Genomic DNA, 25,539 nt, shown 5'->3' with positions numbered 1-25,539 from the left:
GGCCGTGTCGTTTACGACTGTTCGATGGAAATTTTCATGTCCAGGTTTTCTGCTGTCCCGTGCTTGAGCCCTGCCCAAGCCTCTTTTGCCGTGAACGAATCCGCCGTTCGTTTCAGGCACGCCACCGCCATCCTGTGCGGTGCTTTGCTGGCACCTTCTGCGCTGGCCGATGAGCATGCCGGTCAAAGTGAAGAACTGAGCCCGACGGTGATTACCGCCGTGGCGCCCAGTTCACCATTGACCATCGTCACCAACCCCAAGGACCCGCGCCAACCGGTGCCGGCCAGCGACGGCGCCGACTACCTGAAAACCATCCCGGGCTTCGCCCTGGTGCGCAATGGCGGTACCAATGGCGACCCGGTGCTGCGTGGCATGTTCGGTTCGCGGCTGAACATTCTCACCAACGGCAGCATGATGCTCGGAGCTTGCCCGGGCCGGATGGACGCTCCGACCTCCTACATCTCGCCGGAAACCTACGACAAACTCACCGTAATCAAAGGCCCGCAAACCGTGCTATGGGGTCCGGGTTCTTCGGCCGGCACTATCCTGTTCGACCGCGAACCGGAGCACTTCGGCGAACTCGGCACACGGGTCAATGCCAGTGTGCTGGCCGGCTCCTACGGCCGCTTCGACAAACTGGTGGACGCCGCAGCCGGTGGTCAGTCGGGTTACGTGCGGGTCATCGGCAACACCGCACACTCCGACGACTACCAGGACGGCAACAACGACACAGTGGCGTCGCGCTATGAAAAATGGAACGGTGATGTGGCGCTAGGCTGGACGCCGACCGCCGACACCCTGCTGGAACTGACCGCCGGCCGTGGTGATGGTGAAGCCCGATACGCCGGGCGCGGCATGGACGGTTCGCAGTTCCTGCGCGAAAGCCTCGGCCTGCGTTTTGAGCAGTCCAATATCGGCGAGGTGCTGGATAAGGTCGAAGCGCAGGTCTACTACAACTACGCCGACCACGTGATGGACAACTACACCCTGCGCACGCCATCCGGCACCGGGATGATGGCCGGCCCCATGGCCTCCAACGTCGACCGTCGCACCCTCGGCGCACGGCTCAAGGCCACCTGGAGCTGGGCCGATGTACAACTGATCAGCGGCATCGACGCGCAGACCAACGAGCATCGCCAGCGCAGCGCCATGGGCGTCGACACCTACAAAGACCTGCCGTACACCAAGGATGCCGACTTCCACAACTACGGCGTTTTCGGCGAACTGACCTGGTACGCCGCCGACCGTGACCGCCTGATCAGCGGCGCACGCCTGGACCGTGCTTCGGCCAAGGACTATCGGCAGACCATCGGATCGGGAATGATGACTCGCCCGAATCCGACCGCCGACGACACCCGCGCCGATACCCTGCCGAGCGGTTTCATCCGCTATGAGCACGACCTGGCCGACAGCCCGACCACCGTGTATGCCGGCCTCGGTCACACCCAGCGGTTCCCGGATTATTGGGAGCTGTTTTCACCCAAGTTCGGCCCCGCCGGTTCGGTAAATGCCTTCGACTCGATCAAACCGGAAAAAACCACCCAGCTCGATTTCGGCCTGCAGTACAAGACCGAAGTACTTGAGGCCTGGGCCTCCGGCTACGTCGGGCAGGTGCGCGACTACATCCTGTTCAACTACACGCCCGGGATGATGGGCATGACCTCGCAAGCCGAGAACATCGACGCGCGAATCATGGGCGGCGAACTGGGTGCCGCTTACAACTTCACCGAAAACTGGAAAGCCGACGCGACCCTGGCCTACGCCTGGGGCAAGAACAGCAGCGATGACACTGCGTTGCCGCAAATGCCGCCGCTGGATGCCCGTTTCGGCCTGACCTACAGCGAAGACAACTGGAGCGCCGGGGCACTCTGGAGAGTGGTTGCCGCGCAAAACCGCATCGACCTGAACAAAGGCAACGTGGTCGGCAAGGACTTCGACAAGACGCCAGGGTTCGGCGTGTTTTCCCTCAACGGTGCCTATCGGATCAACAGCAACTGGAAAGTCAGTAGCGGCGTCGACAACCTGTTCGGCAAGGCTTACGCCGAGCACTTGAACCTGGCCGGCAACGCCGGTTTCGGCTTCCCCGCCAATGACCCGCAAGCCATCAAGGAACCAGGGCGCACGCTCTGGACCAAGGTGGACATGAGCTTTTAAGAGCATCGCGGGCAAGCCCGCTCCTCTGCAGGAGCGAGCTTGCTCGCGATCGGTTGCGCAGCAACCGCAAACAAACAACCAAAAAGATCCAAGCCAAGCGGAGCACACGTGATGAAACAGCCCAAAGTGAATTTCTACAACCTGGCCTGGCGCTGGCATTTCTATGCCGGATTGTTCGTGGCGCCCTTCATGGTGATGCTGGCCCTGACCGGCACCATTTACCTGTTCAAACCGCAACTCGACTCGCTGATGTACAGCAGCTGGCTCAACGTCCCCGCCGGTCATCACACCCTGGCGGCCGACGACCTGCTCAACCGGGTGAAGGACGCTTATCCACAAGGCACGATCAAGCAATACCTGCCACCGGTGAATGCCGAACGCAGCGCTCAGTTTGTCGTGATCGACAGCGGCAAGGAGCTGAATGTATTCGTCGACCCGTACCACGGCGACATCCTTGGTGAGCAAGACGCCAAGAAGAACCTGCAAGCCATCGCGCGGGCGATTCACGGCGAATTGATGATCGGCACCGTTGGCGATCGGCTGATCGAACTGGCCGCCGGTTGGGGCGTGGTACTGGTGGTGTCCGGCATTTTCCTGTGGTGGCCGCGCGGTCAGGCGGCGGGCATTTTGTGGCCGCGCCTGAACAGCCGTGGTCGCGTATTGTGGCGTGACCTGCACGCGGTCACCGGGTTCTGGGGCGCGTCCCTGCTGTTGGTGATGCTGCTCAGCGGCATGACCTGGACCGGGTTCTGGGGCGAAAAATTTGCAGGTGTGTGGAACGTGTTCCCTGCCGCGATGTGGGATGACGTGCCGAAGTCCGACGTCGAGGCACGCAGCCTCAACAGCGTCACGCGCCAGACCGTGCCATGGGCCATGGAAAACACGCCGATGCCGATGTCCGGCGACCACGCCGAACACATGGCCCACGACGGTGCACACGCCGGTCCGGCGGCGCCGACCATCAGCCTGCAAGACGTACAAGACATCGCCACGCAGAGCAAGGTCGAGCCGGGTTACAGCATCACCTTGCCGAAATCCACAACCGGCGTGTTCACCATCTCGGTGTTCGCCGATGACCCGCGCAACGACGCCACCCTGCATGTCGATCAGTACAGCGGCAAGGTCCTGGCTGATGTTCGTTTCGAGCACTACGGCACTGTCGCCCGCGCCACGGAAATCGGCGTGATGCTGCACGAAGGCAAGATGTTCGGCGTGTTCAATCAGATCATCGTGCTGCTGATCTGCCTGATGATTTTTCTCAGTGCCGTCAGCGGTGTGGTGATCTGGTGGAAACGTCGCCCACAAGGAAAACTCGGCGTTCCGCCGCTGCGTCACGATCTGCCGAAATGGAAAACCGCGATGGTGATCATGTTCGCCCTGGCGGCGGCCTTCCCGTTGGTGGGTGCTTCGCTGGTGGCTGTGTGGGTGCTGGATCGCCTGCTGCTGTCGCGTTTTACCCGACCGACTGAAAGCGCCTCATCTTCATCATGAAACAGGCGAGATGCGTGGGGCTCAATGGGCTGTAAACTCCCCCGCGCGTCTCCCTCTCGCATTCAGGGTGTCCTTTCGGGCCCCTTCGCGGGCAAGCCCACTCACACAGGATTTGCGCAATTGCTGTGGGAGCGGGCAAGCCCGCGAAGGGGCCATCAGCATCACCTCAAGAGTTACTGCATGACCTCGCTGAATCTGACAAACCTCACCTGGTCCCCACTGGGTCACAGCCATTGCCATCACCAATTCCAGCTGCGTGATGCCTCTCTGCACGTGGCCGCCGGTGAGTTCGTCGGGCTGATCGGCCCTAACGGCAGCGGCAAGACCAGCCTGTTGCGTTGTGCCTGGCGCTTCAGCAAACCGGAGCACGGCGAGGTCAGGCTCGATCACCAGAATGTCTGGAAGCAATCCTCGCGTTGGTGCGCGCAACGCATCGCCGTGGTGTTGCAGGAGTTCCCTGATGCCTTCGGCCTGACCGCCCTGGAGGTGGTTGCCATGGGCCGCACGCCGCACAAAGGCTTGTTCGATGGCGACACGCTTGAAGACTCGAACCTCATCAACCAGGCCTTGGTGTCGGTCGGTCTCAAAGGCTTCGAAGACCACAGGTTCGCCTCCCTCTCCGGTGGCGAAAAACAGCGGGTCATCCTCGCTCGCGCCCTGGCCCAGCAACCACAGTTGCTGATCCTCGACGAGCCGACCAACCACCTCGACCCGCGATATCAGCTTGAGCTTTTGCAGTTGGTCAAGCGCTTGAACATCGGCACCCTGGCGAGCATTCACGACCTCAACCTGGCTGCGGCTTTCTGTGATCGGCTGTACGTGATCAACCATGGTCGTATCGTTGCCAGCGGCACGCCGAAAGAAGTCCTGACGGCAGCGCTGCTACGCAATGTGTTTGGCGTCGAAGCGCTGATCGATGAACATCCGCTGCACGGCTACCCACGAATCACCTAGATAACCCAACCATGACTTTGCGTCCCCTGCTGCGCTCCGGCCTCTCTCTCGCAATGCTGCTGGGCAGCGTCCAGGCATTGGCCGAAGCCACCCATTACCCGCTGACGATCAAAAGCTGCAACCGCGAAGTGACCTTCAAGCAGGCCCCGCAACACGCCCTTAGCCACGACATCAACATGACCCAGATGATGCTCGCCCTCGACCTCAAGCCACGGATGGCCGGTTACAGCGGCATCAGTGGCTGGAAGGCCGTGACGCCCCAAATGCAGACCATTCTCGAAGGCCTGCCGGAGCTGGCGGCCAAGTACCCGTCGGTGGAAACCCTGCTCGATGCCAACGTCGATTTCCTCTTCGCCGGTTGGGACTACGGCATGCGCGTCGGTGGCGATCTCACGCCGCAAACCCTGCAACCGCTGGGCATCAATGTGTATGAACTGACCGAGTCCTGCGCCTTCGTGATGAAGCGCCCTGCCGCGACCCTGGAAGACACTTACAACGACCTGCGCAACCTCGGCAAAATCTTCGACGTGCAGGATCGCGCCAACGCGCTCATCACCGACATGCAGAATCAGGTCGCTGAGATCGGCAAAGACCTGCCGGCGGAAAAACCCCGGGTTTTCCTCTACGACAGCGGCGAAGACCGCGCCATGACGTCCGGTCGCCTCGGCATGCCGCAAGCGCTGATCGACGCCGCTGGCGGGCGCAACATCCTCGATGACGTCGACGCGAGCTGGACCCGGGTCAATTGGGAGACCGTGGTCGAGCGCAATCCGCAGGTGATCGTGATCGTCGACTACAGCGAAATCACCGCCGAACAGAAGATCCGGTTCCTGCTGAAAAACAGGGCGCTGCAATCGGTGGACGCGATCAGGAACCAGCGCTTCATCGTCATCCCTTACGTGCAGGCCACGCCGGGTATCGACAATGTGCTGGCCGTGGCAACCCTCGCCAAAGGTTTCCACGGCGAATGATCAATCGTCGTTTTACGCTGCTGCTGATCGCCCTGGGCGCCGTGCTGCTGGTGTCGTGCGTGGTGTCGCTGGGCTTCGGCCCGGCCCGGGTCCCGGTGGACGTGGTCTGGCGGATCCTGTTGCACAAACTGTTCGGCATCGGCGTGCAGGACTGGAGCGCCGGCCAGGAACACATCGTCTGGCTGATCCGCGTGCCGCGCATGTTGCTCGGCGCGCTGGTGGGCGCCGGGCTGGCACTGATCGGCGCGGTGCTGCAAGCGGTGACACGCAACCCGTTGGCGGATCCGCACCTGCTCGGCGTCACCTCCGGCGCCACCCTCGGTGCGGTGATTGTGGTGTTGCATGTCGGCGAAATCGTCGGCCTGCTGACGTTGCCGATTGCCGCGTTCATCGGTGCGTTGCTGAGCATGCTGGTGGTGCTGATGATCGCCAGCCGCCACGGTCGCCTGGACAGTGACCGGTTGCTGCTGTGCGGCGTGGCGGTCTCGTTCGTGATGATGGCGATCGCCAATCTGCTGCTGTTCATGGGCGACCATCGCGCCAGTTCCGCCGTGATGTTCTGGATGCTCGGCGGGCTCGGCCTGGCGCGCTGGGAGCTGCTCGCGGTGCCGGCACTGAGTGTGTTGCTCGGCCTGGTTCTGTTGCTTGGCATGGCACGACAGCTGAACGCATTGATGGCCGGTGAACAGACCGCCGTCACCCTGGGCCTGAATGCCCGTGCGGTGCGCCTGCGCGTATTCGTGATCGCTTCGCTGATGACCGGAGTGCTGGTGTCGATCAGCGGCTCCATCGGGTTTGTCGGGCTGATGGTGCCGCACATTGCACGCCGTCTGGTCGGGGCCGAACACCGGCGATTGCTGCCGGTGTGCGTATTGCTCGGCAGCGTATTCCTGGTCTGGGTCGATGTCGCCGCCCGAACGATGATCGCGCCTGAAGACTTGCCCATCGGCGTCGCCACCGCAGCCATCGGCGGCCTGTTCTTCGTCGGCCTGATGCGCCGTCGCTGATTCATACAAATCAAAACGGTGGGAGCGAGCCTGCTTGCGAAGATGGTCTGTCGGACGACATGGATGGCGGCTGACACGCATTCTTCGCGAGCCGGCTCGCTCCCACAGGTGATCACTATTACTCGCCCCAATGTGACGCACCTCAGCGCACCAGACCACTGACATTGTCCTTTCATGGTGCGTTGAAGAGCCACGCAACCGCTCTAAATCGACATTCCCCGCCTTTTCAAAACCGGGCACAGCCCTTGCTAAAGACCCTTCAGTCGTCCGCATCTGCCAACCATAAAAACTCAATGTTCATGGAGATCGCACAATGAAGCGTCGCAGTTTGATCAAGGCTTTCACACTCTCGGCATCCATTGCCGCAATGGGCATGACCTGGACTGTCCAGGCCGCCGAGACCATCAAGGTCGGTATTCTGCATTCGTTGTCCGGGACCATGGCGATTTCCGAAACGTCGTTGAAAGACATGGCGTTGATGACCATCGACGAGATCAATGCCAAGGGCGGCGTGAACGGCAAGATGCTCGAGCCTGTAGTGGTCGACCCGGCGTCGAACTGGCCACTGTTCGCCGAGAAGGGGCGTCAGTTGCTGACCCAGGACAAGGTTGCCGTGGTGTTTGGCTGCTGGACCTCGGTGTCACGCAAATCGGTATTGCCGGTGTTCGAAGAACTCAACGGCCTGTTGTTCTACCCGGTGCAATACGAAGGCGAAGAGATGTCGCCGAATGTCTTTTACACCGGCGCCGCGCCGAACCAGCAAGCGATCCCCGCCGTTGAATACCTGATGAGCGAAGAAGGTGGCAGCGCCAAGCGCTATTTCCTGCTCGGCACCGACTACGTCTACCCGCGCACCACCAACAAGATCCTGCGTTCGTTCCTGCACGCCAAAGGCGTGGCCGACAAGGACATCGAAGAGGTCTACACCCCGTTCGGTCACAGCGACTACCAGACCATCGTCGCCAACATCAAAAAGTTCTCGGCGGGCGGCAAGACGGCCGTTATCTCCACCGTCAACGGCGACTCCAACGTGCCGTTCTACAAAGAACTGGCGAACCAGGGCCTGAAAGCCACCGACGTTCCGGTCGTGGCGTTCTCGGTCGGCGAAGAAGAACTGCGCGGCATCGACACCAAGCCACTGGTGGGCAACCTCGCGGCGTGGAACTACTTCGAATCGGTGGAGAACCCGGTGAACAAGAAGTTCGTCGATGACTGGAAGGCCTACGCGAAGAAACACAACCTGCCGGGCGCCGACAAGGCCGTGACCAACGACCCGATGGAAGCCACTTACGTCGGCATCCACATGTGGGCGCAAGCGGCGGAAAAAGCCAAGTCCACCGACGTCGACAAAGTCCGTGAAGCCCTGGCCGGCCAGACCTTTGCCGCGCCGTCCGGGTACACCCTGACCATGGACAAGACCAATCACCACCTGCACAAGCCGGTGATGATTGGCGAGATCCAGTCTGATGGTCAGTTCAACGTGGTGTGGCAGACCGAAGGGCCAATCCGCGCCCAGCCGTGGAGCCCGTTCATCCCGGGTAACGACAAGAAGCCGGAGTATGCGGTGAAGAGCAACTGAGCCATTGGATGTCGGGCCAAGGCATTCGGGCCCGACACAAATCCCTGTAGGAGCGAGCCTGCTCGCGATGACGGCGGCACATTCAACACTTCTGTGACTGAACAACCGCTATCGCGAGCAGGCTCGCTCCTACAATGTCCGCGTCAAGGCGACTATCTATGCCCACCGCCCTTTATCGTCTCATCTTGGCCATCGCATTTTTACTGCCGATGGCCACTCACGCTGGCGATGCCGAAGACTTCGTCGCCGCCAATCCCGTGCAGCAAGCCAGGCTGCTGGAAACCTGGGCTGCGCAGCCTGATCCGGCCCGTATCGAGTTGATCAACGCCCTGCAACAAGGCGAGTTGACCGTCGACGGGCAGCCGAAAACCCTGCGCCTGAATAACCGCCTGCGGGGTCTGATCGACACCGCCCTGGCCAGCCACCAATTGCTCGCCGCCGATGTCAGAATCCGTCTGGCCGCCGCGCAGCAATTGCAGAAAAGCGCCAAACCCGCGCAACTTGCATTCCTCGACCGGCAACTGACGGGCGAGAAGGACGAGAGCGTTCACGCCGCCCTCAGCCTGGCCCTGGCCAATCTGCAACTGGTCGACGCCGATCCGGCCGTGCGCCTCGCCGCCGTGCGTCTGCTCGGCGAAACCGGTGATCCATTGGCCCGCACCCGCCTCGAAGGCCTGCTCGATCCCGGCGTCGAGACTGACGCCAACGTGCGCACCGCCGCCGAGACCAGCCTCGCCCAGGTCAAACGCAAACTGCTGGTCGGCGAGATGCTCGGCCAGGCATTCAGCGGTATGTCGCTGGGCTCGATATTGCTGCTCGCCGCCCTCGGTCTGGCGATCACCTTCGGCCTGCTCGGCGTGATCAACATGGCCCACGGCGAGATGCTGATGCTCGGCGCCTACTCAACCTACGTGGTGCAACTGATGTTCCAGCGCTTAGCCCCGCAGGCCATCGAGTTCTATCCGCTGATCGCGCTGCCCGTGGCGTTTGTCGTCACCGCGGCCATCGGCATGGCGCTGGAGCGCACGGTGATTCGCCACCTCTATGGCCGTCCACTGGAAACCCTGCTCGCCACCTGGGGCATCAGCCTCATGCTGATCCAGCTGGTGCGCCTGGTGTTCGGGGCACAGAACGTCGAAGTCGCCAACCCCGCGTGGCTGTCGGGCGGGATTCAGGTGCTGCCCAATCTCGTGCTGCCGTACAACCGCATCGTCATCATTGTCTTTGCGCTGTCCGTGGTGGTGCTCACATGGCTGCTATTGAACAAGACACGCCTGGGTCTCAACGTGCGCGCCGTTACCCAGAACCGCAACATGGCCGCCTGTTGTGGCGTGCCCACCGGGCGCGTGGACATGCTCGCCTTCGGCCTCGGCTCGGGTATCGCCGGCCTCGGCGGCGTAGCCCTGAGCCAGATCGGCAACGTCGGCCCGGACCTCGGCCAGAGCTACATCATCGACTCGTTCCTGGTGGTGGTGCTCGGCGGTGTCGGCCAGTTGGCCGGCAGCGTGCTGGCCGCCTTCGGCTTGGGGGTAGCCAACAAGATTCTCGAACCGCAGATCGGTGCCGTGCTCGGCAAGATCCTCATCCTCGCGCTGATCATTCTGTTCATCCAGAAACGTCCGCAAGGCCTCTTCGCACTCAAAGGACGGGTGATCGACTGATGAACCAGCCCCTGATGCTCAAGGCCACACAAAAGGCCGGCCCGAAAATCACGATTGCCGTCGGCGCGGTGATCCTCGTTCTGCTGCTGGCGTTACCGCTGCTGTCGCTGTTATCGCCGGACAACACGCTGCACGTTTCCGCTTACACGCTGACACTGGTGGGCAAGATTCTTTGCTACGCCATCGTCGCACTGGCACTCGATCTGGTGTGGGGTTACGCCGGCCTGTTGTCCCTCGGTCACGGCCTGTTCTTCGCCCTCGGCGGCTATGCCATGGGCATGTACCTGATGCGCCAGGCCTCGGGCGATGGTTTGCCGGCGTTCATGACGTTCCTGTCGTGGACCGAAATGCCGTGGTTCTGGGCCGGCACCAGCAGTTTCCTCTGGACCTTGTGCCTGGTGGTGCTGGCACCGGGGTTGCTGGCGTTGGTGTTCGGTTTCTTCGCCTTCCGTTCGCGGATCAAGGGCGTTTACTTCTCGATCATGACCCAGGCCCTGACCTTCGCCGGCATGTTGTTGTTCTTCCGCAATGAAACCGGTTTTGGCGGCAACAACGGCTTCACCAACTTCCGTACGATTCTTGGTTTCGGCATCACCGAACCGGGCACCCGCGCGGTGCTGTTTTTCGCCACGGTGCTGTTGCTGGTGGCGAGCCTGTACATCGGCTGGCGCCTGGCACAGAGCAAGTTCGGCCGGGTGCTGACCGCGCTGCGCGATGCGGAGAACCGCCTGATGTTCTGTGGCTATGATCCGCGCGGATTCAAGTTGTTCGTCTGGGTGTTGAGCGCAGTGTTGTGTGGCCTGGCCGGGGCACTGTACGTGCCGCAAGTGGGGATCATCAACCCGAGTGAAATGTCGCCGACCAACTCCATCGAAGCCGCGGTGTGGGTGGCTCTGGGCGGGCGCGGCACGTTGATCGGTCCGTTGCTCGGCGCCGGTGTGGTCAACGGCATGAAGAGCTGGTTCACCGTGGCATTCCCCGAGTACTGGCTGTTCTTTCTTGGCGCACTGTTCATCGTCGTGACCCTGTACCTGCCCAAGGGTGTGATCGGTCTGGTGAAAAAAAGAGGTGAATCATGAGAGTCACTGCAACGGCTGAATTCATGCTTGAGCCAGCCTTTTTCCCCGTGGAGCCCAACAAGGACGCCGGCACCAGCCGCGATACGATCGGTCTCGGCCAACGCGCCGGCAAAGGCCTGAATACGCGCCACGGCACCCTCCTGACCCTGGAAGACATCAGCGTCAGCTTCGATGGCTTCAAGGCGTTGAACAGTCTGAATCTGTACATCGGCGTTGGTGAGCTGCGCTGCATCATTGGTCCCAACGGCGCAGGCAAGACAACGCTGATGGACGTGATCACCGGCAAGACCCGCCCCAGTCACGGCAAGGCCTGGTTCGGCGAAACCCTGGACCTTGCTTCGATGAGCGAAGTGCAGATCGCCCAGGCCGGTATCGGCCGCAAGTTCCAGAAGCCGACGGTGTTCGAAGCCTTGAGCGTGTTTGAAAACCTTGAACTGGCGCAGAACACCGACAAGTCGGTGTGGGCCAGCCTGCGGGCGCATTTGAGCGGCGAGCAGAAAGACCGCATCGCCGACGTGCTGGAGACCATTCGCCTGACCAGCTCGGTCAATCGCCCGGCCGGCTTGTTGTCCCACGGCCAGAAGCAGTTTCTGGAGATCGGCATGCTGCTGATGCAGGACCCGCAATTGCTGCTGCTCGACGAACCGGTCGCGGGCATGACCGACGCCGAAACCGAATTCACCGCCGAGCTGTTCAAAAGCCTGGCCGGCAAGCACTCGCTGATGGTGGTGGAACATGACATGGGCTTCGTCGGCTCGATCGCCGACCACGTCACTGTCCTGCACCAAGGCAGCGTGCTGGCCGAAGGGTCGCTGGAGCAGGTACAGGACAACGAGCGGGTGATCGAGGTCTATCTTGGACGCTGATTGCTCTTTGTAGGAGCGAGCTTGCTCGCGATGGAGGTTGACGATGACGCGGGCTGACTGAATGAACGCGTCATTCTCCGGCTCTTCGCGAGCAGGCTCGCTCCTACAGGGAATGAGGAGAGTTTGAACATGCTGCAAGTCGACAAACTGCACCAGTACTACGGCGGGAGCCACATCCTGCGCGGCCTGACGTTTGACGTGAAGATCGGCGAGGTCACCTGTCTGCTTGGCCGTAACGGCGTGGGCAAGACCACCCTGCTCAAATGCCTGATGGGCCTGCTGCCGGCCAGGGAAGGCGCAGTGAACTGGGAAGGCAGACCAATCACCACGTTCAAGCCGCACCAGCGGGTGCATGCCGGCATCGCCTACGTGCCGCAGGGTCGGGAGATCTTCGGCCGCCTCACCGTGGAAGAAAACCTGCTGATGGGGCTGTCACGGTTTCCCGGCAGCCAAGCCAGGGAAGTCCCGGCGTTTATCTACGAGCTATTCCCGGTGCTGCTGCAAATGAAGCAACGGCGCGGTGGCGACCTGTCCGGTGGCCAGCAACAGCAACTGGCCATTGGCCGTGCCCTGGCCAGCCGCCCCCGCCTGCTGATCCTCGACGAGCCCACCGAAGGCATCCAGCCGTCGGTGATCAAGGAGATCGGTGCCGTGATCAAAAAACTCGCCGCCCGGGGTGACATGGCGATTTTGCTGGTGGAGCAGTTCTACGATTTCGCCGCTGAACTGGCCGATCAATACCTGGTGATGTCCCGGGGCGAAATCGTGCAACAGGGGCGCGGAGAAGATATGGAAGCAGAAGGCGTACGCGGCCTCGTCACCATCTGAGCCGTTACGCTGCGCACTCACCGAACCGGAAACTTCCGAAGCGGACCGCGTCGGGAGGCAAGGCACCAATTTGTCGCGCCAAACCTCCGGTCGCGCACACCATTGGTGCATCGCACCATTCAACAGTCGCCTCCTGCCTGCAATAACTTGCGGCACAGCCTTTGCAACATCCTGATGACCTCACGATAAGCACTGACCATGACTCTTCCCGCTTCCGGTGCCTTGTTCACCCCCAGTTGGCACGCCGAACTGGAACTGGGCTACGCCCGGTTCGACAACACCACTCGCCCGGTCCGGCGCCGACACGAAGGTCCGTTGCGGGTGCAAAAACACCTGTATGCCGAAGGGCCGGAAGTCTGCCAGCACATCATCGTCCACCCCCCCGGCGGAATTGCTGGCGGTGATCGGCTGGACATCTCGGCCAGCGTCGAGGGTGATGCCTGGGCACAAATCACCAGCCCCGGCGCGGCCAAGTGGTATCGCGCCGCCGGTCCCGCTTATCAGCAGCTGAAGTTGCAGGTGGCAGCCGGTGCGACACTGGAATGGCTGCCCCAGGAGACGATCATTTTCAGCGCTGCCCAGGCTGAACTCCGCACCTCCATCGACCTTCAAGGCAATGCGCGGCTGTTTTACTGGGACGTCGTGGCCCTCGGTCGCCCGGCCAGTGGCGAGCGCTTCGACCTCGGGCACTTCCAGGCACATCTGGATATCCGCCGCGACGGCCAGTTGCTCTGGCATGAACGCCAGCGCATTGTCGGGGCGGACGGTTTGATGGATTCGCCCATCGGGCTGGATGGGCAACCGGTGTTCGCGACGTTGCTGGTGACGGGTGAGATCGATAGCGAGCTGCTGGAGAAGTGCCGTTCGCTGGCCAACGACGTGCGCGGGGATTTGACCCAATTGCCGGGGTTGCTGGTGGCTCGATGCCTGGCCAGCGAGGCGCTGTTGGCGCGAGGATGGCTGCTTGAGTTGTGGCGTTTGTTGCGTCCGGTGTTGCTCGGCCGTGAAGCCGTCCCACCACGAATATGGAACACATGAATAATGCTTTTCTGTGGGAACGAGCCTGCTCCCACAGAGGATCTGCATAAGCAGACCCAACTCTTTTTTATCTGCCCGGATGGATGTCTACGATGGACCTGACCCCACGCGAAAAAGACAAGCTGCTGATCTTCACCGCCGGCCTGGTGGCCGAGCGGCGCTTGGCTCGCGGTGTGAAGCTCAATTACCCGGAGGCCATGGCCTACATTAGCGCCGCGCTGCTTGAAGGCGCCCGTGACGGCCAGACCGTGGCCGAGCTGATGCACTTGGGCACCACCCTGTTGACCCGCGAACAAGTGATGGAAGGCATCCCGGAAATGATCCCGGAAATCCAGGTCGAGGCCACTTTCCCCGACGGCACCAAACTGGTCACCGTCCACCAACCCATTGCCTGAGGCCGCGCCATGACTTACCACATCCGCGATGCGGTGCATGCCGATCTGCCGGCGATCCGCGACATCTACAACGACGCGGTGCTCAACACCACGGCGATCTGGAACGAGCAGGCGGTCGACCTCGGCAACCGCCAGGCCTGGTTCAGCGCCCGGCAATCCCAGGCTTATCCGGTTCTGGTGATTGTCGATGCCGACAACACCGTGCTCGGGTATGCCTCGTTCGGTGACTGGCGGCCATTCGACGGTTTCCGCCATACCGTCGAGCACTCGGTCTACGTGCGCAGCGACCAGCGCGGTAACGGCCTCGGCCCGCAATTGATGGAAGCGCTGATCGAACGCGCCAAAGGCTGCGGCAAGCACGTGATGGTCGCGGCCATCGAAAGCGGTAACGCGGCCTCCATTCGCTTGCATGAGCGCAGCGGCTTTATCACCACCGGGCAAATGCCTCAGGTCGGCACCAAGTTCGGCCGCTGGCTGGACCTGACTTTCATGCAACTGACCCTCAACCCCGGCGCACAGCCGCCAGGCATCGACCAGGAGTAATGCCCGATGAACGCCGCCCAACTGCGACGCGTCAACGTTGAAAGCTTTGCGCATTATCGCCAGGGCCTGATCGACCTGCTGCTCGATGCCGTCGGCCATGGCGCCAGTGTAGGTTTCATGGCTGACCTTGATGCGACCCAGGCCCACGCCTGGTTCGATGAGGTCCAGGACAACCTGAACAAGGGCAGTGTGCTGCTGTGGGTGGTGGTCAAGGACGAGCAGGTGCAGGCCAGCGTACAGCTGAGTCTGTGCCAGAAAGCCAATGGCCTGAACCGTGCCGAAGTGCAGAAGTTGCTGGTACGCGAACATGCGCGGCGCCGCGGACTGGGCCAGCAATTGATGAGCGCTCTGGAGGCGGCCGCCCTGCAGCACAAGCGCGGCTTGCTTTACCTCGACACTGAGGCCGGCTCGCCCGCCGAAGACTTCTACCAGTCGCTGGGCTATACCCGTGCCGGTGAGATTCCCGATTACGCGTGCGACCCGAGCGGTCGCTACAAGCCGACCGCCCTCTACTACAAGATTCTCCAAGGAGCCCATTGATGATTCCCGGTGAATACCAGATTCAGCCCGGCGAGATCGAGCTCAACGCCGGCCGGCGTACCCTCAGCCTGAAGGTGGCCAATAGCGGTGACCGGCCGATCCAGGTTGGCTCGCATTACCACTTTTTCGAAACCAACGACGCCCTGACTTTCGACCGCACCGCCAGTCGCGGCATGCGCCTGAACATCCCGGCCGGCACGGCGGTACGTTTCGAACCGGGACAGAGCCGCGAAGTCGAGTTGGTGGACCTTGCCGGGCATCGTCGGGTGTTCGGGTTTGCCGGGCGGATTATGGGTGACCTGTAAATAATTCGGTGTCCACACTGGCGCCTTCGCGAGCAGGCTCGCTCCCACAGGGGAAGGCAGTCAACTGTGGGAGCGAGCCTGCTCGCGATAGTGAGCGCAGCGAACGATTTCAAATTCAATTGAATCTCAAGGCGAACGAATGAAGATTTCCCGTCAAGCCTACGCCGACATGTTCGGTCCCACCGTCGGTGACAAGGTGCGCCTGGCCGATACCGGGTTGTGGATCGAAGTGGAAAAGGACTTCACCACCTACGGCGAAGAAGTGAAATTCGGTGGCGGTAAAGTCATCCGTGACGGCCAGGGTCAGAGCCAGTTGCTGGCCGCCGAGGTGGTCGACACACTGATCACCAACGCGCTGATCATCGATCACTGGGGCATCGTCAAGGCCGACGTCGGTCTCAAGGACGGGCGCATCGCGGCGATCGGCAAGGCCGGCAACCCGGACATCCAGCCCAACGTCAACATCGCCATTGGCGCCAGCACCGAAGTCATCGCTGGCGAAGGCATGATCCTCACCGCCGGTGGCATCGACACCCACATCCACTTCATCTGCCCGCAACAGATCGAAGAGGCATTGATGAGCGGCGTCACCACCATGATCGGTGGCGGCACCGGACCGGCCACCGGCACCAATGCGACCACCTGCACTTCCGGGCCGTGGCACTTGGCGCGCATGCTCCAGGCCGCCGATGCGTTCCCGATGAACATCGGCCTTACCGGCAAGGGCAATGCCAGCCTGCCGGAGCCGTTGATCGAACAGGTCAAGGCCGGCGCCATCGGCCTCAAGTTGCATGAGGACTGGGGCACCACGCCTGCGAGTATCGACAACTGCCTGAGCGTGGCCGACCGGTTCGACGTGCAGGTGGCGATCCACACCGATACCCTCAACGAATCCGGTTTCGTCGAGGCCACCATTGCCGCCTTCAAGGGCCGCACCATTCACACCTATCACACCGAAGGTGCCGGTGGCGGTCACGCGCCAGACATCATCAAGGCCTGCGGGCTTGCCAATGTGCTGCCGAGTTCCACCAACCCGACCCGGCCGTTCACCCGCAACACCATTGATGAGCACCTCGACATGCTGATGGTCTGCCATCACCTCGACCCGAGCATTGCCGAAGATGTGGCCTTCGCCGAAAGCCGCATTCGCCGCGAGACGATTGCCGCCGAAGATATCCTCCACGACCTCGGCGCCTTCTCGATGATCAGTTCCGACAGCCAGGCCATGGGCCGCGTCGGCGAAGTCATCACGCGCACCTGGCAGACCGCCGACAAGATGAAAAAACAGCGCGGGCCGCTACCCGGCGATGGTGAAGGCAACGACAACTTCCGCGCCAAACGCTACATCGCCAAGTACACCATCAACCCGGCGATCACCCACGGTATCAGCCACGAAGTGGGTTCGGTCGAAGTGGGAAAATGGGCCGACCTGGTGCTCTGGCGCCCGGCGTTTTTCGGCGTGAAACCGACGCTGATACTCAAGGGCGGTGCCATCGCGGCCAGCCTGATGGGCGACGCCAATGCCTCGATCCCGACACCACAACCGGTGCATTACCGCCCGATGTTCGCCAGCTTCGGTGGTTCGCTGCACGCCACCAGCCTGACCTTCATCAGCCAGGCGGCGCTGGATGCAGGCTTGCCTGAGGCACTGGGTTTGAAGAAGAAAATCGCTGTGGCCAAAGGTTGCCGCGACGTGCAGAAAACCGACCTGATCCACAACGACTACCTGCCGAACATCGATGTTGATCCGCAGACCTACCAGGTCAAGGCCGATGGCGTGTTGCTGTGGTGCGAACCGGCGCAAACGCTACCAATGGCGCAACGCTACTTCCTGTTCTGACTCGGTAAAAAAACCCGAATGCCGCTCCGTGCGACATTCGGGTCTCGGTTGAGCCAGCGCGCATCGTCACGCGGGTGAAATATGATCAACAGTGGGAGCGAGCCTGCTCGCGAAAGGGCCATGCCAGATGACCTGAAAACATCATTCCACCACCAACCGCCCCAGCCGCTGCTTGAGAATTTCGTTCTCGGCCGCAAAGCCGCACTTCTTCGAGCAGGTCCAGCGCCGAGGTGACGCCTTCCCTTGGTTCCAATGGATCAAAAATGCTCTCGCGGGTCGAACGCTGCTTTTTTCGCCAGCTCCCGCCACAGGGCCTTGATGTCATCGTCGGACTTCTTCGGCATCACGACCTTCAGTTGCACGAACAGGAAACCGCGCTCACCGGCCTTGTTCATCAGGCCATGGCCCTTGGCGCGCATGCGCTGGCCGTTCTGGCTGCCGGCCGGCACCTTGAGGTTGATCTTGCCGGTCAGGGTCGGCACGGCGACTTCGGTGCCCAGCGCCAGCTCCCACGGCGCCAGTGGCAAGGTGATGATCAGGTTCTCGCCTTCGACGTCGAATTTCGGGTGCGGCGCAAAACGGATCGTCAGGTACAGGTCGCCATTGGCCCCGCCACCCACACCCGGCGCGCCCTGCCCCTTGAGGCGAATACGTTCGCCGTCACTCACACCGGCGGGGATCTTCACGTTCAGGCTTTTGCTGGTGTTGCTCACATGCTGGCCGGCCGCGTTGTACTGCGGTACCTGGAAGGTGACCTTCTTCGACTCGGTCGACAGCGTTTCTTCGAGAAAAACCCCAAGCTCCATTTCCACGTCCTGCCCTCGACGTCCGGTGCTGCGACGTGACTGTCCACCACCAAAGCCTGGCCCACGGTTGCCGAATATCGAACTGAAAAAGTCCGAGAAGTCGCCCGTGTCCTGGCCACCACCGAAACCGCCACGGCTCTGCCAGCCCGGTGGCCCCTGGAACGGCTGGCCGTGCTGGCCGTAGCGGCGCAAATCATCGTATTCGGCGCGTTTGTCGGCGCTTTTCAGTGCTTCATAGGCTTCCGAAGCGTCCTTGAACTTGGCCTCGGCATCCTTTTCCTTGCTGACGTCGGGGTGGTATTTGCGCGCCAGCTTGCGATAGGCGGCCTTGATCGCCTTATCGTCTGCGGTCGGCTCCACACCGAGAATCTTGTAATAGTCTTTGAAGTCCATCGCGGGAATCACCATCCGTTATCAAAATCGCGCCACGGGCCACAGCATGCGCTTGTTTGCAGCCATTGGTCTGACCGATCTCGAGTTTGTGACCGGGTGGCGCAGCAGAAGTTTATCGGCAGCAGGCGGGGCTTCTTGCGAGCACTCCCGTGGCTGTCCGGTTGATGCAGGGTAGTTTGGGGGGGATGCCCCATCTTTCAAGGCATTGTTTGCGAAGAATTAGCAGATAACCGGCCTTCGAATCTGGCGCGCCCTGACATACACTGCGCGGCCGTTTTTTAACCGGAACCTGAAAGACATGAACAACGCATCTCCAGCCCGTGCCGTAGGTATCGACTTTGGCACGTCCAACTCCACCGTCGGTTGGCTGCGCCCCGGCATGGAAACGCTGATCGCGCTGGAGGACGACAAGATCACCCTGCCGTCAGTGGTCTTTTTCAATATCGAAGAACGCCGCCCGGTGTACGGCCGGCTGGCGCTGCACGAGTACCTGGAAGGCTACGAAGGCCGCCTGATGCGCTCGCTCAAGAGTCTGTTGGGTTCCAAGCTGATCAAGCACGACACCAGCGTCCTGGGTACGGCGATGCCGTTCAAGGACCTGCTCGGACTGTTCATCGGCCAGCTCAAGAGCCGTGCCGAAGCGGCCGCCGGTCGCGAGTTCGAAGCAGTGGTGTTGGGTCGGCCGGTGTTTTTTGTCGATGACGACCCGATGGCCGACAAGGAAGCCGAAGACACCCTGGTCGAAGTGGCGCGCAAGATCGGTTTCAAGGAAGTCTCGTTCCAGTTCGAGCCGATTGCCGCGGCATTCGACTACGAGTCGACCATCGAGAAAGAAGAGCTGGTGCTGATCGTCGACATCGGCGGTGGTACGTCCGACTTCTCCCTGGTGCGTCTGTCGCCGGAGCGTCGCGCCGTGGATAACCGACAGGACGACATCCTCGCCACCGGCGGCGTGCACATCGGCGGAACCGACTTCGACAAGCAACTTTCGCTGGCCGGCCTGATGCCCCTGTTCGGCTACGGCAGCCGGATGAAGAGCGGCGCCTACATGCCCACCAGCCACCACATGAACCTGGCGACCTGGCACACCATCAACTCGGTGTACTCGCAGAAATCCCAGTTGGCCCTGGGCAGCATGCGCTATGACATAGAGGACACCGGCGGCATCGATCGCCTGTTCAAGCTGATCGAGCAGCGCGCCGGGCACTGGCTGGCAATGGAAGTGGAAGAAACCAAGATCCAGCTGACCCACGCCGACAGCCGCCACGTGCCGCTGGACCGCATTGAAGCAGGCCTGAGCGTGGACTTGAGCCGTGCACTGTTCGAGTCGGCCATTGACAGCCTGCTGGAGCGGGTGCGCAACAGCGTCACCCAACTGTTGGCAAACGCCGACGTACGGGTCGACCAGGTCGATACGGTGTTCTTCACCGGTGGTTCGAGTGGTATCCCGGCGCTGCGCAACAGCGTTTCGGCGATGCTGCCGAAGGCGCGGCATGTGGAAGGGAATATCTTTGGCAGTATCGGTAGCGGTCTGGCGATCGAGGCTGCAAAGCGTTACGGCTCGATGGACTGATCCAAGCCCCGGGGGTGCCCTTCGCGAGCAGGCTCGCTCCCACATTGACCTGCGAATACAGGACTATTGTGGGAGCGAGCCTGCTCGCGAAGGGGCCCTGTCAGGCAACAGATGTCTACCTGATCAAACCATCCCCACCTGTTTCAACTCACTCTTGAGATACGCGTAGTAAATCGGCCCCGCCACCACCCCTGGCAGGCCGAACGCGGCCTCGAACACCAGCATCGCCAGCAGCAACTCCCACGACTTGGCACTGATCTGCCCGCCGACGATGCGCGCGTTGAGGAAGTATTCGAGCTTGTGGATAAAAATCAGATAACCCAGCGCCGCCACGGCGACCCAGATCGACAGCGATAGACCGACGATGGTGATCAGGGTGTTCGACATCAGGTTGCCGATCACCGGCAGCAGGCCGAGCAGGAACGTCAGCACGATCAGGGTTTTGGTCAGCGGCAGCTTGATGCCGAACAGCGGCAGGATCACCGCCAGGAAAATCCCGGTGAAGAAGGTGTTGAGCAGGGAAATCTTGATCTGGGCGAACACAATGTTGCGAAACGCCTGGACCAGCAGGTGCAGGCGATCGAACAGCGCCGCAGCCAGCGGCTTGCGTTTGGTCAGGTCCGGCACACGCTGCAAGGCAATGATCGCACCCAGCACCATGCCGATCAGCAAGGTCACGAACATGTGCGCTGCGTCCTTGCCCACCAGTTGCAAATCGCTGAGGTGCTTGCTGACCCATTCGCCAATCGCCACGCGAAACTCGGCGGCACTGGCCGGCAGATAGGCGTCGATGAACGGCGGCAGTTGCCCGCGTGCGCGGTCAACCACCCCCATGAATTTGTCGAGGGAAGCACCGGGGTTTTCCGCTTCGTGCAGCAGAAAACTGATGGCGCCGGCAAAGATCAGCGACAGTACGCTGACAATCAGAGTCCCCAGCAACGCCACTGCCAGCCAACGCGCACGTCGACCTTCAATCAGTCGTTGCAGTTGCGGGGTGAGCATGTTGACCAGTTCGAACACCAGCAACCCGGCGAGCAGGCTGGGCAGCAACCGCAGCGGCAGGACCAGCAGCAGCCCACCAAAAATGATGACCCAGCTGATGACCAGCAAAACTTGACGCTGAGAAAACGTTGGCATACAGCCTCAAAAACGAACGGCATAAAAAGGATTGGCAGTCTGCCAGCGATCCGGTGCGAGCACTAGGGATTGTGTGGGGCGACCTTGGTCGGGGGGCTGGGCAAACTCTGAAATTCCCCAGTCAGCCGATACAAGCCCGCTCCCACACTCGATGAGTTGATCCCAGTGAATTATTTTTTCTTCAGGCAATCACTCATGAACGCCTTGCGCTCATCACCCTTGAGGGCCTTGGTAGCGGCGTCGGCATTGCAGGTCTTCATTTTTTCTTGCTGCGGGGTCAAGACTTTACCGGCATCGTTTGCCGCCGGCGCGGCCTTCAGGCAGGTGCTCATGAAGGCTTTGCGCTCGTCGCCCTTGAGGCTTTTGGCCGTGGCGTCGGCATTGCAGGTGGTCATCTTTTCCTGTTGGGCTGTGGCGGCGAAGCCTTGGGAACAGAGCAGCAAACCGATCATCAACAAAGGGGCACGCAACATCTTCATGGAGTTTTCTCCTGGCTGCCACACCGAGGGGCGCGGCTTTGTACTGGAGTGTAGACAACCCCTGTTACACCTTCCTGCTCTCCAGATGGCTGCGTCGATACTGCTCCGGCGTACACCCGGCCTGGCGCTGGAACATCGCGATAAACGCCGAGCCAGTGCTGTAGCCCATGTCGAAGGCGATCTCTTGAATGCTTCGCGGGCTTTCCAGCGCCTCAATCGCCGCCAGAAAGCGCAGGCGCTGACGCCACTCGCCGAAACTCATGCCCAGTTCCCGCATGAACTGTCTTGCCAGTGTGCGCTCGCTGACATGGATGCGTGCGGCCCATTCCGATAAAGGCCGGTTATCCCCAGGCTCGGCCTGCAACGCTTCCAGAATCCCCAGCAGTCCAGGGCTGCTGGCGTAGGGCAGATAGCACTCGTGCACCGGAGCCTGTTGCAGCTGGTCCACCAATACTTGGGCCAGACGCTGATCGGAAGCCTGTTCGGGAATTTTCACGTCCCGGGCAGCGAAGTCCTTGAGGATCGCCTTGAGGATGTCGCTGATGGCCAGGGTGCAGGCTCGCGACGGCAGATCGGCGCACACCTTGGGTGCCAGGCATACGGCGCGGTAGTTGACCGGCTGGCGGCTATAGAAACTGTGCTCGATCTGCGGCGGCACCCACACCGCGTATTGCGGTGGCGACATGAAGCGGCTGCCCTCGACGTCCATGTGCAGCACGCCGTGGGCTGCATATTCCAGCGTCCCCCACGGATGTCGATGGGGTGCGGCGTATTCGTGGGCGTCGAAATCGGCATAGCGGAAGTACACCGCCGAAGGCAGTTCGCTGAAATCCAGCAGGTCGATGTGTTTACTGCTCATGCTGTCCGTCATCAGGGGCGGGTTGTCTGGTTCGAAGTATAGGCTTGCATCCAGACAAGCGGATAATTGCCCCTCATCAACGTTCTGGTTTTTCCCGATGCAATACGCTTATCCCCTGCTGGCCATTTTTATCTGGGCCGGCAACACCGTGATCACCAAAATGTCGGCCGGGGCGATCTTCCCCGCCGAGATCGGTTTCTACCGCTGGCTGCTGGCCGGGTTGCTGTTCACGCCTTTCATGCTCAAGCCGGTGCTCGCCCATTGGCCGCTGATCCGCCCGAACCTGTACAAGATCCTTGTCCTCGGTGTTCTCGGCATGGCGGTCTATCAAAGCCTGGCGTACTTCGCCGCGAGCCTGACCTCGGCGACCAACATGGGCATCATCCTGTCTCTGATGCCGCTGATGTCACTCGCCATGGCAATCATCAGCCTCGGCCAGCGCCTGACCATGGGAGCCTTGGCCGGTGCGGTGCTGTCATTCACCGGTGTCCTGGTGGTGGTGTCGTCCGGCAGCCTTGAGGTATTGCTGGAGCACGGGGTCAACCTGGGTGACGCGATGATGCTGATCGCCACCCTGGCCTACGCGGTCTACAGCACCCTGTTGAAAAAATGGCAGCTGAAACTGCCGCCACTGGTGCTCCTGTATTTGCAGGTGCTGGTGGCCGTGATGGTGCTGTTTCCGCTGTTTCTCGCTTCACCGAAAGTCGGCCCGACCCTGCAGAATATTCCGCTGGTGTTGTATGCCTGCCTGCTGGCTTCGATGGTCGCGCCGCTGGCATGGATGCAGGCCGTGGTACGTTTGGGTCCGAGCCGGACCACGCAGTTTTTCAACTTGCTGCCGTTGATTACCGCATTGATTGCGGCAGTGGTACTGCATGAACAACTGGCGATGTATCACTTGGTGGGCGGGGTGTTGACCTTGGGCGGGGTGATTGTTTCCGAGCGCTGGACGACGGTATTGGGTCGTAAGGCCTGCATTGCCTGATCCGGCGCCTGCTCGCGAAGAACGATAACGCGGTCTACAGCCCTGCCGCGTTGAGCCGCGCCGCATGCTCGACAAACAATCGGATTGGCTCGGCCCCCTTGCCCACCAGCCCCAGCGACTGGTTGACGATATCGAAGTGATCCAGCGGATATTCATCGCCAATCACCGTCCCCAGGTGCGAGCTGTAGCGCCCGACCATGCCGTCGCAATGCCCGGCTTCGCGGACGAAGGTTTTGGCGAACAGCCGGCAACTGCGGTTGGTGCCGTCCAGCAGATTGCGCCCGCGATCGGTAATGCCCGGTTGCAAGGTGCCGGACCAGGAGTAATAACGCACGCCGTTGACCTCTTCCGGCCCTTGACCGCCCCAGATATCGGGCAGTCCCTGTGGATAACGCTGGTTGAACAGCATGACGCCAGCGGTGGTGAGGGAGTGGTGGGAGGCATGGATATCCACCGGCAGCTTCGGCCCGCAGTAACCGGTATCCAGCCACCCCATCAGTAGGCTGATCATCCGTAGCAAAAAGCACAACAGTCGGCCACGTACGCTGTCATGGGGATAATGCTCGTGCAGGTAATCGGCGAGTTCCGAACCGTGATTCGGCCCCGCCACCGAGGTCACCGACGCGATCAAGTCCGGACGTTTGGCCGCCGCATAACGGGCGGTCAGCGAGCCCTGGCTATGACCGATCAGGTTGACCTTGTCGGCCCCGGTTTCCCGCAGGATTTCGTCGATGCGTGCCAGCAGTTGCTCGCCGCGCACTTCGTTCGAATTAAGCGGCGAGACCTGCACGGCGAACACCACCGCACCGCCGCGGCGCAGCGCCTCAACGATCCCGTACCAGTACGGATAAAGCACCAACCGGATGAACCCGAGCATTCCGGGTACCAACACCAGCGGGTAGCGCGGGGCAGAACCTTGCGACATGGGTGGACATCCTTGTGGTCGTGGGGTGACGCAAGGCGGGGGGCAGGACATCCGCCAAGCATCACCAGCGAAGATGACAACTCAACGACAAGTCTATGTCATCCGCCCTACCTCAACCCCGCCACGCCCGCCACGATCAGCCCGACCGAGACCAGTTTGATCGCGGTCAGGCTTTCTCCCAGCAGCGCGAAACCGAGAAACACCGTGCCCAGCGAACCGATGGCGGTCCAGATCGGGTATGCAATGCTCACCGGCAACTCGCGCATGGCCAGGGTCAGGAAGTAGATCCCGCCCACAGCGGCCACCACGGTGATCAGCGAAGGCCAGAGCCGGGTGAAGCCCTCGGCGTACTTCATGCCCATGGCGAAGGTCACTTCGAACCCGGCGGCGACCAGCAGAAACAGCCAGGCCATCTAGAACTCCCCGGCCAGCGCCAACAAGTGCCGCTCAGCCTCGGCGGCGGAGATTTCAAAGGTGCGCTCAACGGATTCTTCACCCTCGGCGGCCACCACGGTGACGTCCGTGATGCCGATGAATCCAAGCACCGTGCGCAGTAGTTTGTCGGCATGGTTCATGGCTTCCAGCTCGCCTCCCGGGCCAAAACCGAAGCCGCCACGGCTGGTGACGATCAGGGCTTTTTTGCCTTGCACCAACGGTTGGTACTGGGCCACGCCATTGTCCAGGGTGTGATCGAAGGTCACCCCGACGCGCACGATCTGATCGATCCAGGCCTTGAGGCCGCTGGGCACGCTGAAGTTGTGCATCGGCGTGGAAATCAGCAACACATCGTGGCCAAGCAGTTCGCCGACCAGCTCGTCGCTGAACGCCAGGTCGGCCTGCATCGACAGTGGTCGGGCGTCGGGCTCGGGGTAAAACGCGGCGGCCACGAATGCCTCGTTGACCGGCGGTATCAGCGCCCGCCCGACTTCGCGCCGGGTCAACTGCGAGTGTGGATGACAGGCCTGCCAGGCCGTCAGAAACACTTCGGCCAAACGACGGGAGTGAGAGCGATCACCACGGGGACTGGCATGGACTGCAAGAATTTTACTCATCTGAATCTCCTCAAGGACTAAACTCAAACGGCTTGTGGCTTACAGCTTGAGGCCCTCAGCTGCGCCTCTTCAAATGAGC

The 25,539-nt window shown here is 61.4% G+C and carries 25 protein-coding genes; 18 read left to right on the top strand and 7 right to left on the bottom strand.

Features of this window, described 5'->3' with window-relative positions; genetic code table 11:
- Nucleotides 1-36 precede the first annotated feature (36 nt).
- The 16 genes from CAF65_RS17915 to ureC all read left to right on the top strand — a co-directional run bounded on the left by CAF65_RS17915 (nucleotide 37) and on the right by ureC (nucleotide 17,251).
- Nucleotides 37-2,154, top strand: a complete 2,118-nt coding sequence (locus CAF65_RS17915; RefSeq protein ID WP_085717475.1) for a TonB-dependent copper receptor — start codon at nucleotides 37-39, stop codon at nucleotides 2,152-2,154.
- 111 nt (nucleotides 2,155-2,265) lie between these two features.
- Nucleotides 2,266-3,645, top strand: coding sequence for a PepSY domain-containing protein (locus tag CAF65_RS17910; protein WP_085717474.1), 1,380 nt, complete (start codon nucleotides 2,266-2,268; stop codon nucleotides 3,643-3,645).
- Nucleotides 3,646-3,825: 180 nt separating this feature from the next.
- Nucleotides 3,826-4,599 (top strand): ABC transporter ATP-binding protein, encoded by a 774-nt coding sequence (locus CAF65_RS17905; protein ID WP_085717473.1) that lies wholly within the window; start codon nucleotides 3,826-3,828, stop codon nucleotides 4,597-4,599.
- An 11-nt stretch (nucleotides 4,600-4,610) separates the two neighbouring features.
- Nucleotides 4,611-5,570 carry an ABC transporter substrate-binding protein gene (locus tag CAF65_RS17900; protein WP_085717472.1) on the top strand — a complete coding sequence of 320 codons (960 nt, stop codon included), beginning with the start codon at nucleotides 4,611-4,613 and terminating at the stop codon, nucleotides 5,568-5,570.
- A complete protein-coding gene (locus CAF65_RS17895) occupies nucleotides 5,567-6,577 on the top strand; it encodes an iron ABC transporter permease (RefSeq protein ID WP_085717471.1) in 1,011 nt (336 codons plus the stop codon). Before CAF65_RS17900 ends, CAF65_RS17895 begins: the two co-directional genes overlap by 4 nt.
- 313 nt (nucleotides 6,578-6,890) lie before the next feature.
- The gene (urtA, locus tag CAF65_RS17890; protein WP_085717470.1) at nucleotides 6,891-8,156 is read left to right on the top strand and encodes an urea ABC transporter substrate-binding protein; all 1,266 of its coding nucleotides are present in this window, start codon (nucleotides 6,891-6,893) and stop codon (nucleotides 8,154-8,156) included.
- Nucleotides 8,157-8,314: 158 nt separating this feature from the next.
- On the top strand, nucleotides 8,315-9,817 hold the full coding sequence (gene urtB, locus CAF65_RS17885; RefSeq protein ID WP_085717469.1) for an urea ABC transporter permease subunit UrtB: 1,503 nt from the start codon (nucleotides 8,315-8,317) through the stop codon (nucleotides 9,815-9,817).
- Nucleotides 9,817-10,896, top strand: a complete 1,080-nt coding sequence (gene urtC / locus CAF65_RS17880; RefSeq protein WP_085717468.1) for an urea ABC transporter permease subunit UrtC — start codon at nucleotides 9,817-9,819, stop codon at nucleotides 10,894-10,896. The genes urtB and urtC overlap by 1 nt, the downstream gene beginning before the upstream one ends.
- Complete coding sequence (gene urtD, locus CAF65_RS17875) at nucleotides 10,893-11,762, top strand: urea ABC transporter ATP-binding protein UrtD (RefSeq protein WP_085717467.1); 870 nt, start codon at nucleotides 10,893-10,895, stop codon at nucleotides 11,760-11,762. Before urtC ends, urtD begins: the two co-directional genes overlap by 4 nt.
- A 129-nt stretch (nucleotides 11,763-11,891) precedes the next feature.
- Nucleotides 11,892-12,590, top strand: coding sequence for an urea ABC transporter ATP-binding subunit UrtE (gene urtE / locus CAF65_RS17870; protein ID WP_085717466.1), 699 nt, complete (start codon nucleotides 11,892-11,894; stop codon nucleotides 12,588-12,590).
- 198 nt (nucleotides 12,591-12,788) lie between these two features.
- Nucleotides 12,789-13,628 carry an urease accessory protein UreD gene (locus CAF65_RS17865; RefSeq protein WP_085717465.1) on the top strand — a complete coding sequence of 280 codons (840 nt, stop codon included), beginning with the start codon at nucleotides 12,789-12,791 and terminating at the stop codon, nucleotides 13,626-13,628.
- A 92-nt stretch (nucleotides 13,629-13,720) separates the two neighbouring features.
- Nucleotides 13,721-14,023, top strand: coding sequence for an urease subunit gamma (gene ureA / locus CAF65_RS17860; protein ID WP_085717464.1), 303 nt, complete (start codon nucleotides 13,721-13,723; stop codon nucleotides 14,021-14,023).
- 9 nt (nucleotides 14,024-14,032) lie between these two features.
- On the top strand, nucleotides 14,033-14,566 hold the full coding sequence (locus CAF65_RS17855) for a GNAT family N-acetyltransferase (RefSeq protein ID WP_085717463.1): 534 nt from the start codon (nucleotides 14,033-14,035) through the stop codon (nucleotides 14,564-14,566).
- Between the two features lie 6 nt (nucleotides 14,567-14,572).
- The gene (locus CAF65_RS17850; RefSeq protein ID WP_085717462.1) at nucleotides 14,573-15,106 is read left to right on the top strand and encodes a GNAT family N-acetyltransferase; all 534 of its coding nucleotides are present in this window, start codon (nucleotides 14,573-14,575) and stop codon (nucleotides 15,104-15,106) included.
- Nucleotides 15,106-15,411, top strand: coding sequence for an urease subunit beta (locus tag CAF65_RS17845; protein WP_085717461.1), 306 nt, complete (start codon nucleotides 15,106-15,108; stop codon nucleotides 15,409-15,411). Before CAF65_RS17850 ends, CAF65_RS17845 begins: the two co-directional genes overlap by 1 nt.
- 139 nt (nucleotides 15,412-15,550) lie before the next feature.
- A complete protein-coding gene (gene ureC, locus CAF65_RS17840) occupies nucleotides 15,551-17,251 on the top strand; it encodes an urease subunit alpha (protein ID WP_085717460.1) in 1,701 nt (566 codons plus the stop codon).
- A 257-nt stretch (nucleotides 17,252-17,508) separates the two neighbouring features.
- Here the strand turns inward: ureC and CAF65_RS17835 are convergent, their stop codons facing one another.
- Entirely contained in the window at nucleotides 17,509-18,450 is a 942-nt protein-coding gene (locus CAF65_RS17835) for a DnaJ C-terminal domain-containing protein (RefSeq protein WP_085717497.1), read from the bottom strand.
- A 298-nt stretch (nucleotides 18,451-18,748) separates the two neighbouring features.
- Between CAF65_RS17835 and CAF65_RS17830 the strand changes: the two genes are divergently transcribed.
- Entirely contained in the window at nucleotides 18,749-20,023 is a 1,275-nt protein-coding gene (locus CAF65_RS17830) for an Hsp70 family protein (protein WP_085717459.1), read from the top strand.
- Nucleotides 20,024-20,146: 123 nt separating this feature from the next.
- Here the strand turns inward: CAF65_RS17830 and CAF65_RS17825 are convergent, their stop codons facing one another.
- The 3 genes from CAF65_RS17825 to CAF65_RS17815 form a co-directional block, all read right to left on the bottom strand.
- Entirely contained in the window at nucleotides 20,147-21,160 is a 1,014-nt protein-coding gene (locus CAF65_RS17825; RefSeq protein ID WP_008016836.1) for an AI-2E family transporter, read from the bottom strand.
- Nucleotides 21,161-21,330: 170 nt separating this feature from the next.
- The gene (locus CAF65_RS17820; protein ID WP_085717458.1) at nucleotides 21,331-21,639 is read right to left on the bottom strand and encodes a PsiF family protein; all 309 of its coding nucleotides are present in this window, start codon (nucleotides 21,637-21,639) and stop codon (nucleotides 21,331-21,333) included.
- 64 nt (nucleotides 21,640-21,703) lie between these two features.
- Nucleotides 21,704-22,498, bottom strand: coding sequence for a helix-turn-helix transcriptional regulator (locus CAF65_RS17815; RefSeq protein ID WP_085717457.1), 795 nt, complete (start codon nucleotides 22,496-22,498; stop codon nucleotides 21,704-21,706).
- A 97-nt stretch (nucleotides 22,499-22,595) separates the two neighbouring features.
- Here CAF65_RS17815 and CAF65_RS17810 point away from each other — a divergent pair, with 97 nt between their 5' ends.
- Nucleotides 22,596-23,483, top strand: a complete 888-nt coding sequence (locus CAF65_RS17810) for a DMT family transporter (protein ID WP_085717456.1) — start codon at nucleotides 22,596-22,598, stop codon at nucleotides 23,481-23,483.
- Nucleotides 23,484-23,517: 34 nt separating this feature from the next.
- Here CAF65_RS17810 and CAF65_RS17805 read toward each other — a convergent pair whose 3' ends face one another.
- The 3 genes from CAF65_RS17805 to CAF65_RS17795 all read right to left on the bottom strand — a co-directional run bounded on the left by CAF65_RS17805 (nucleotide 23,518) and on the right by CAF65_RS17795 (nucleotide 25,460).
- Nucleotides 23,518-24,408, bottom strand: a complete 891-nt coding sequence (locus CAF65_RS17805) for a triacylglycerol lipase (protein ID WP_085717455.1) — start codon at nucleotides 24,406-24,408, stop codon at nucleotides 23,518-23,520.
- Between the two features lie 107 nt (nucleotides 24,409-24,515).
- Entirely contained in the window at nucleotides 24,516-24,821 is a 306-nt protein-coding gene (locus CAF65_RS17800) for a multidrug efflux SMR transporter (RefSeq protein ID WP_085717454.1), read from the bottom strand.
- Nucleotides 24,822-25,460 carry an FMN-dependent NADH-azoreductase gene (locus tag CAF65_RS17795; protein WP_085717453.1) on the bottom strand — a complete coding sequence of 213 codons (639 nt, stop codon included), beginning with the start codon at nucleotides 25,458-25,460 and terminating at the stop codon, nucleotides 24,822-24,824.
- Nucleotides 25,461-25,539: the final 79 nt, after the last annotated feature.

Source organism: Pseudomonas sp. B28(2017) (genome assembly GCF_002113025.1).
Lineage (GTDB): Bacteria > Pseudomonadota > Gammaproteobacteria > Pseudomonadales > Pseudomonadaceae > Aquipseudomonas.
Note: the sequence above shows the minus strand (reverse complement) of the source record. Positions and strands in the feature narration are given on the sequence as shown.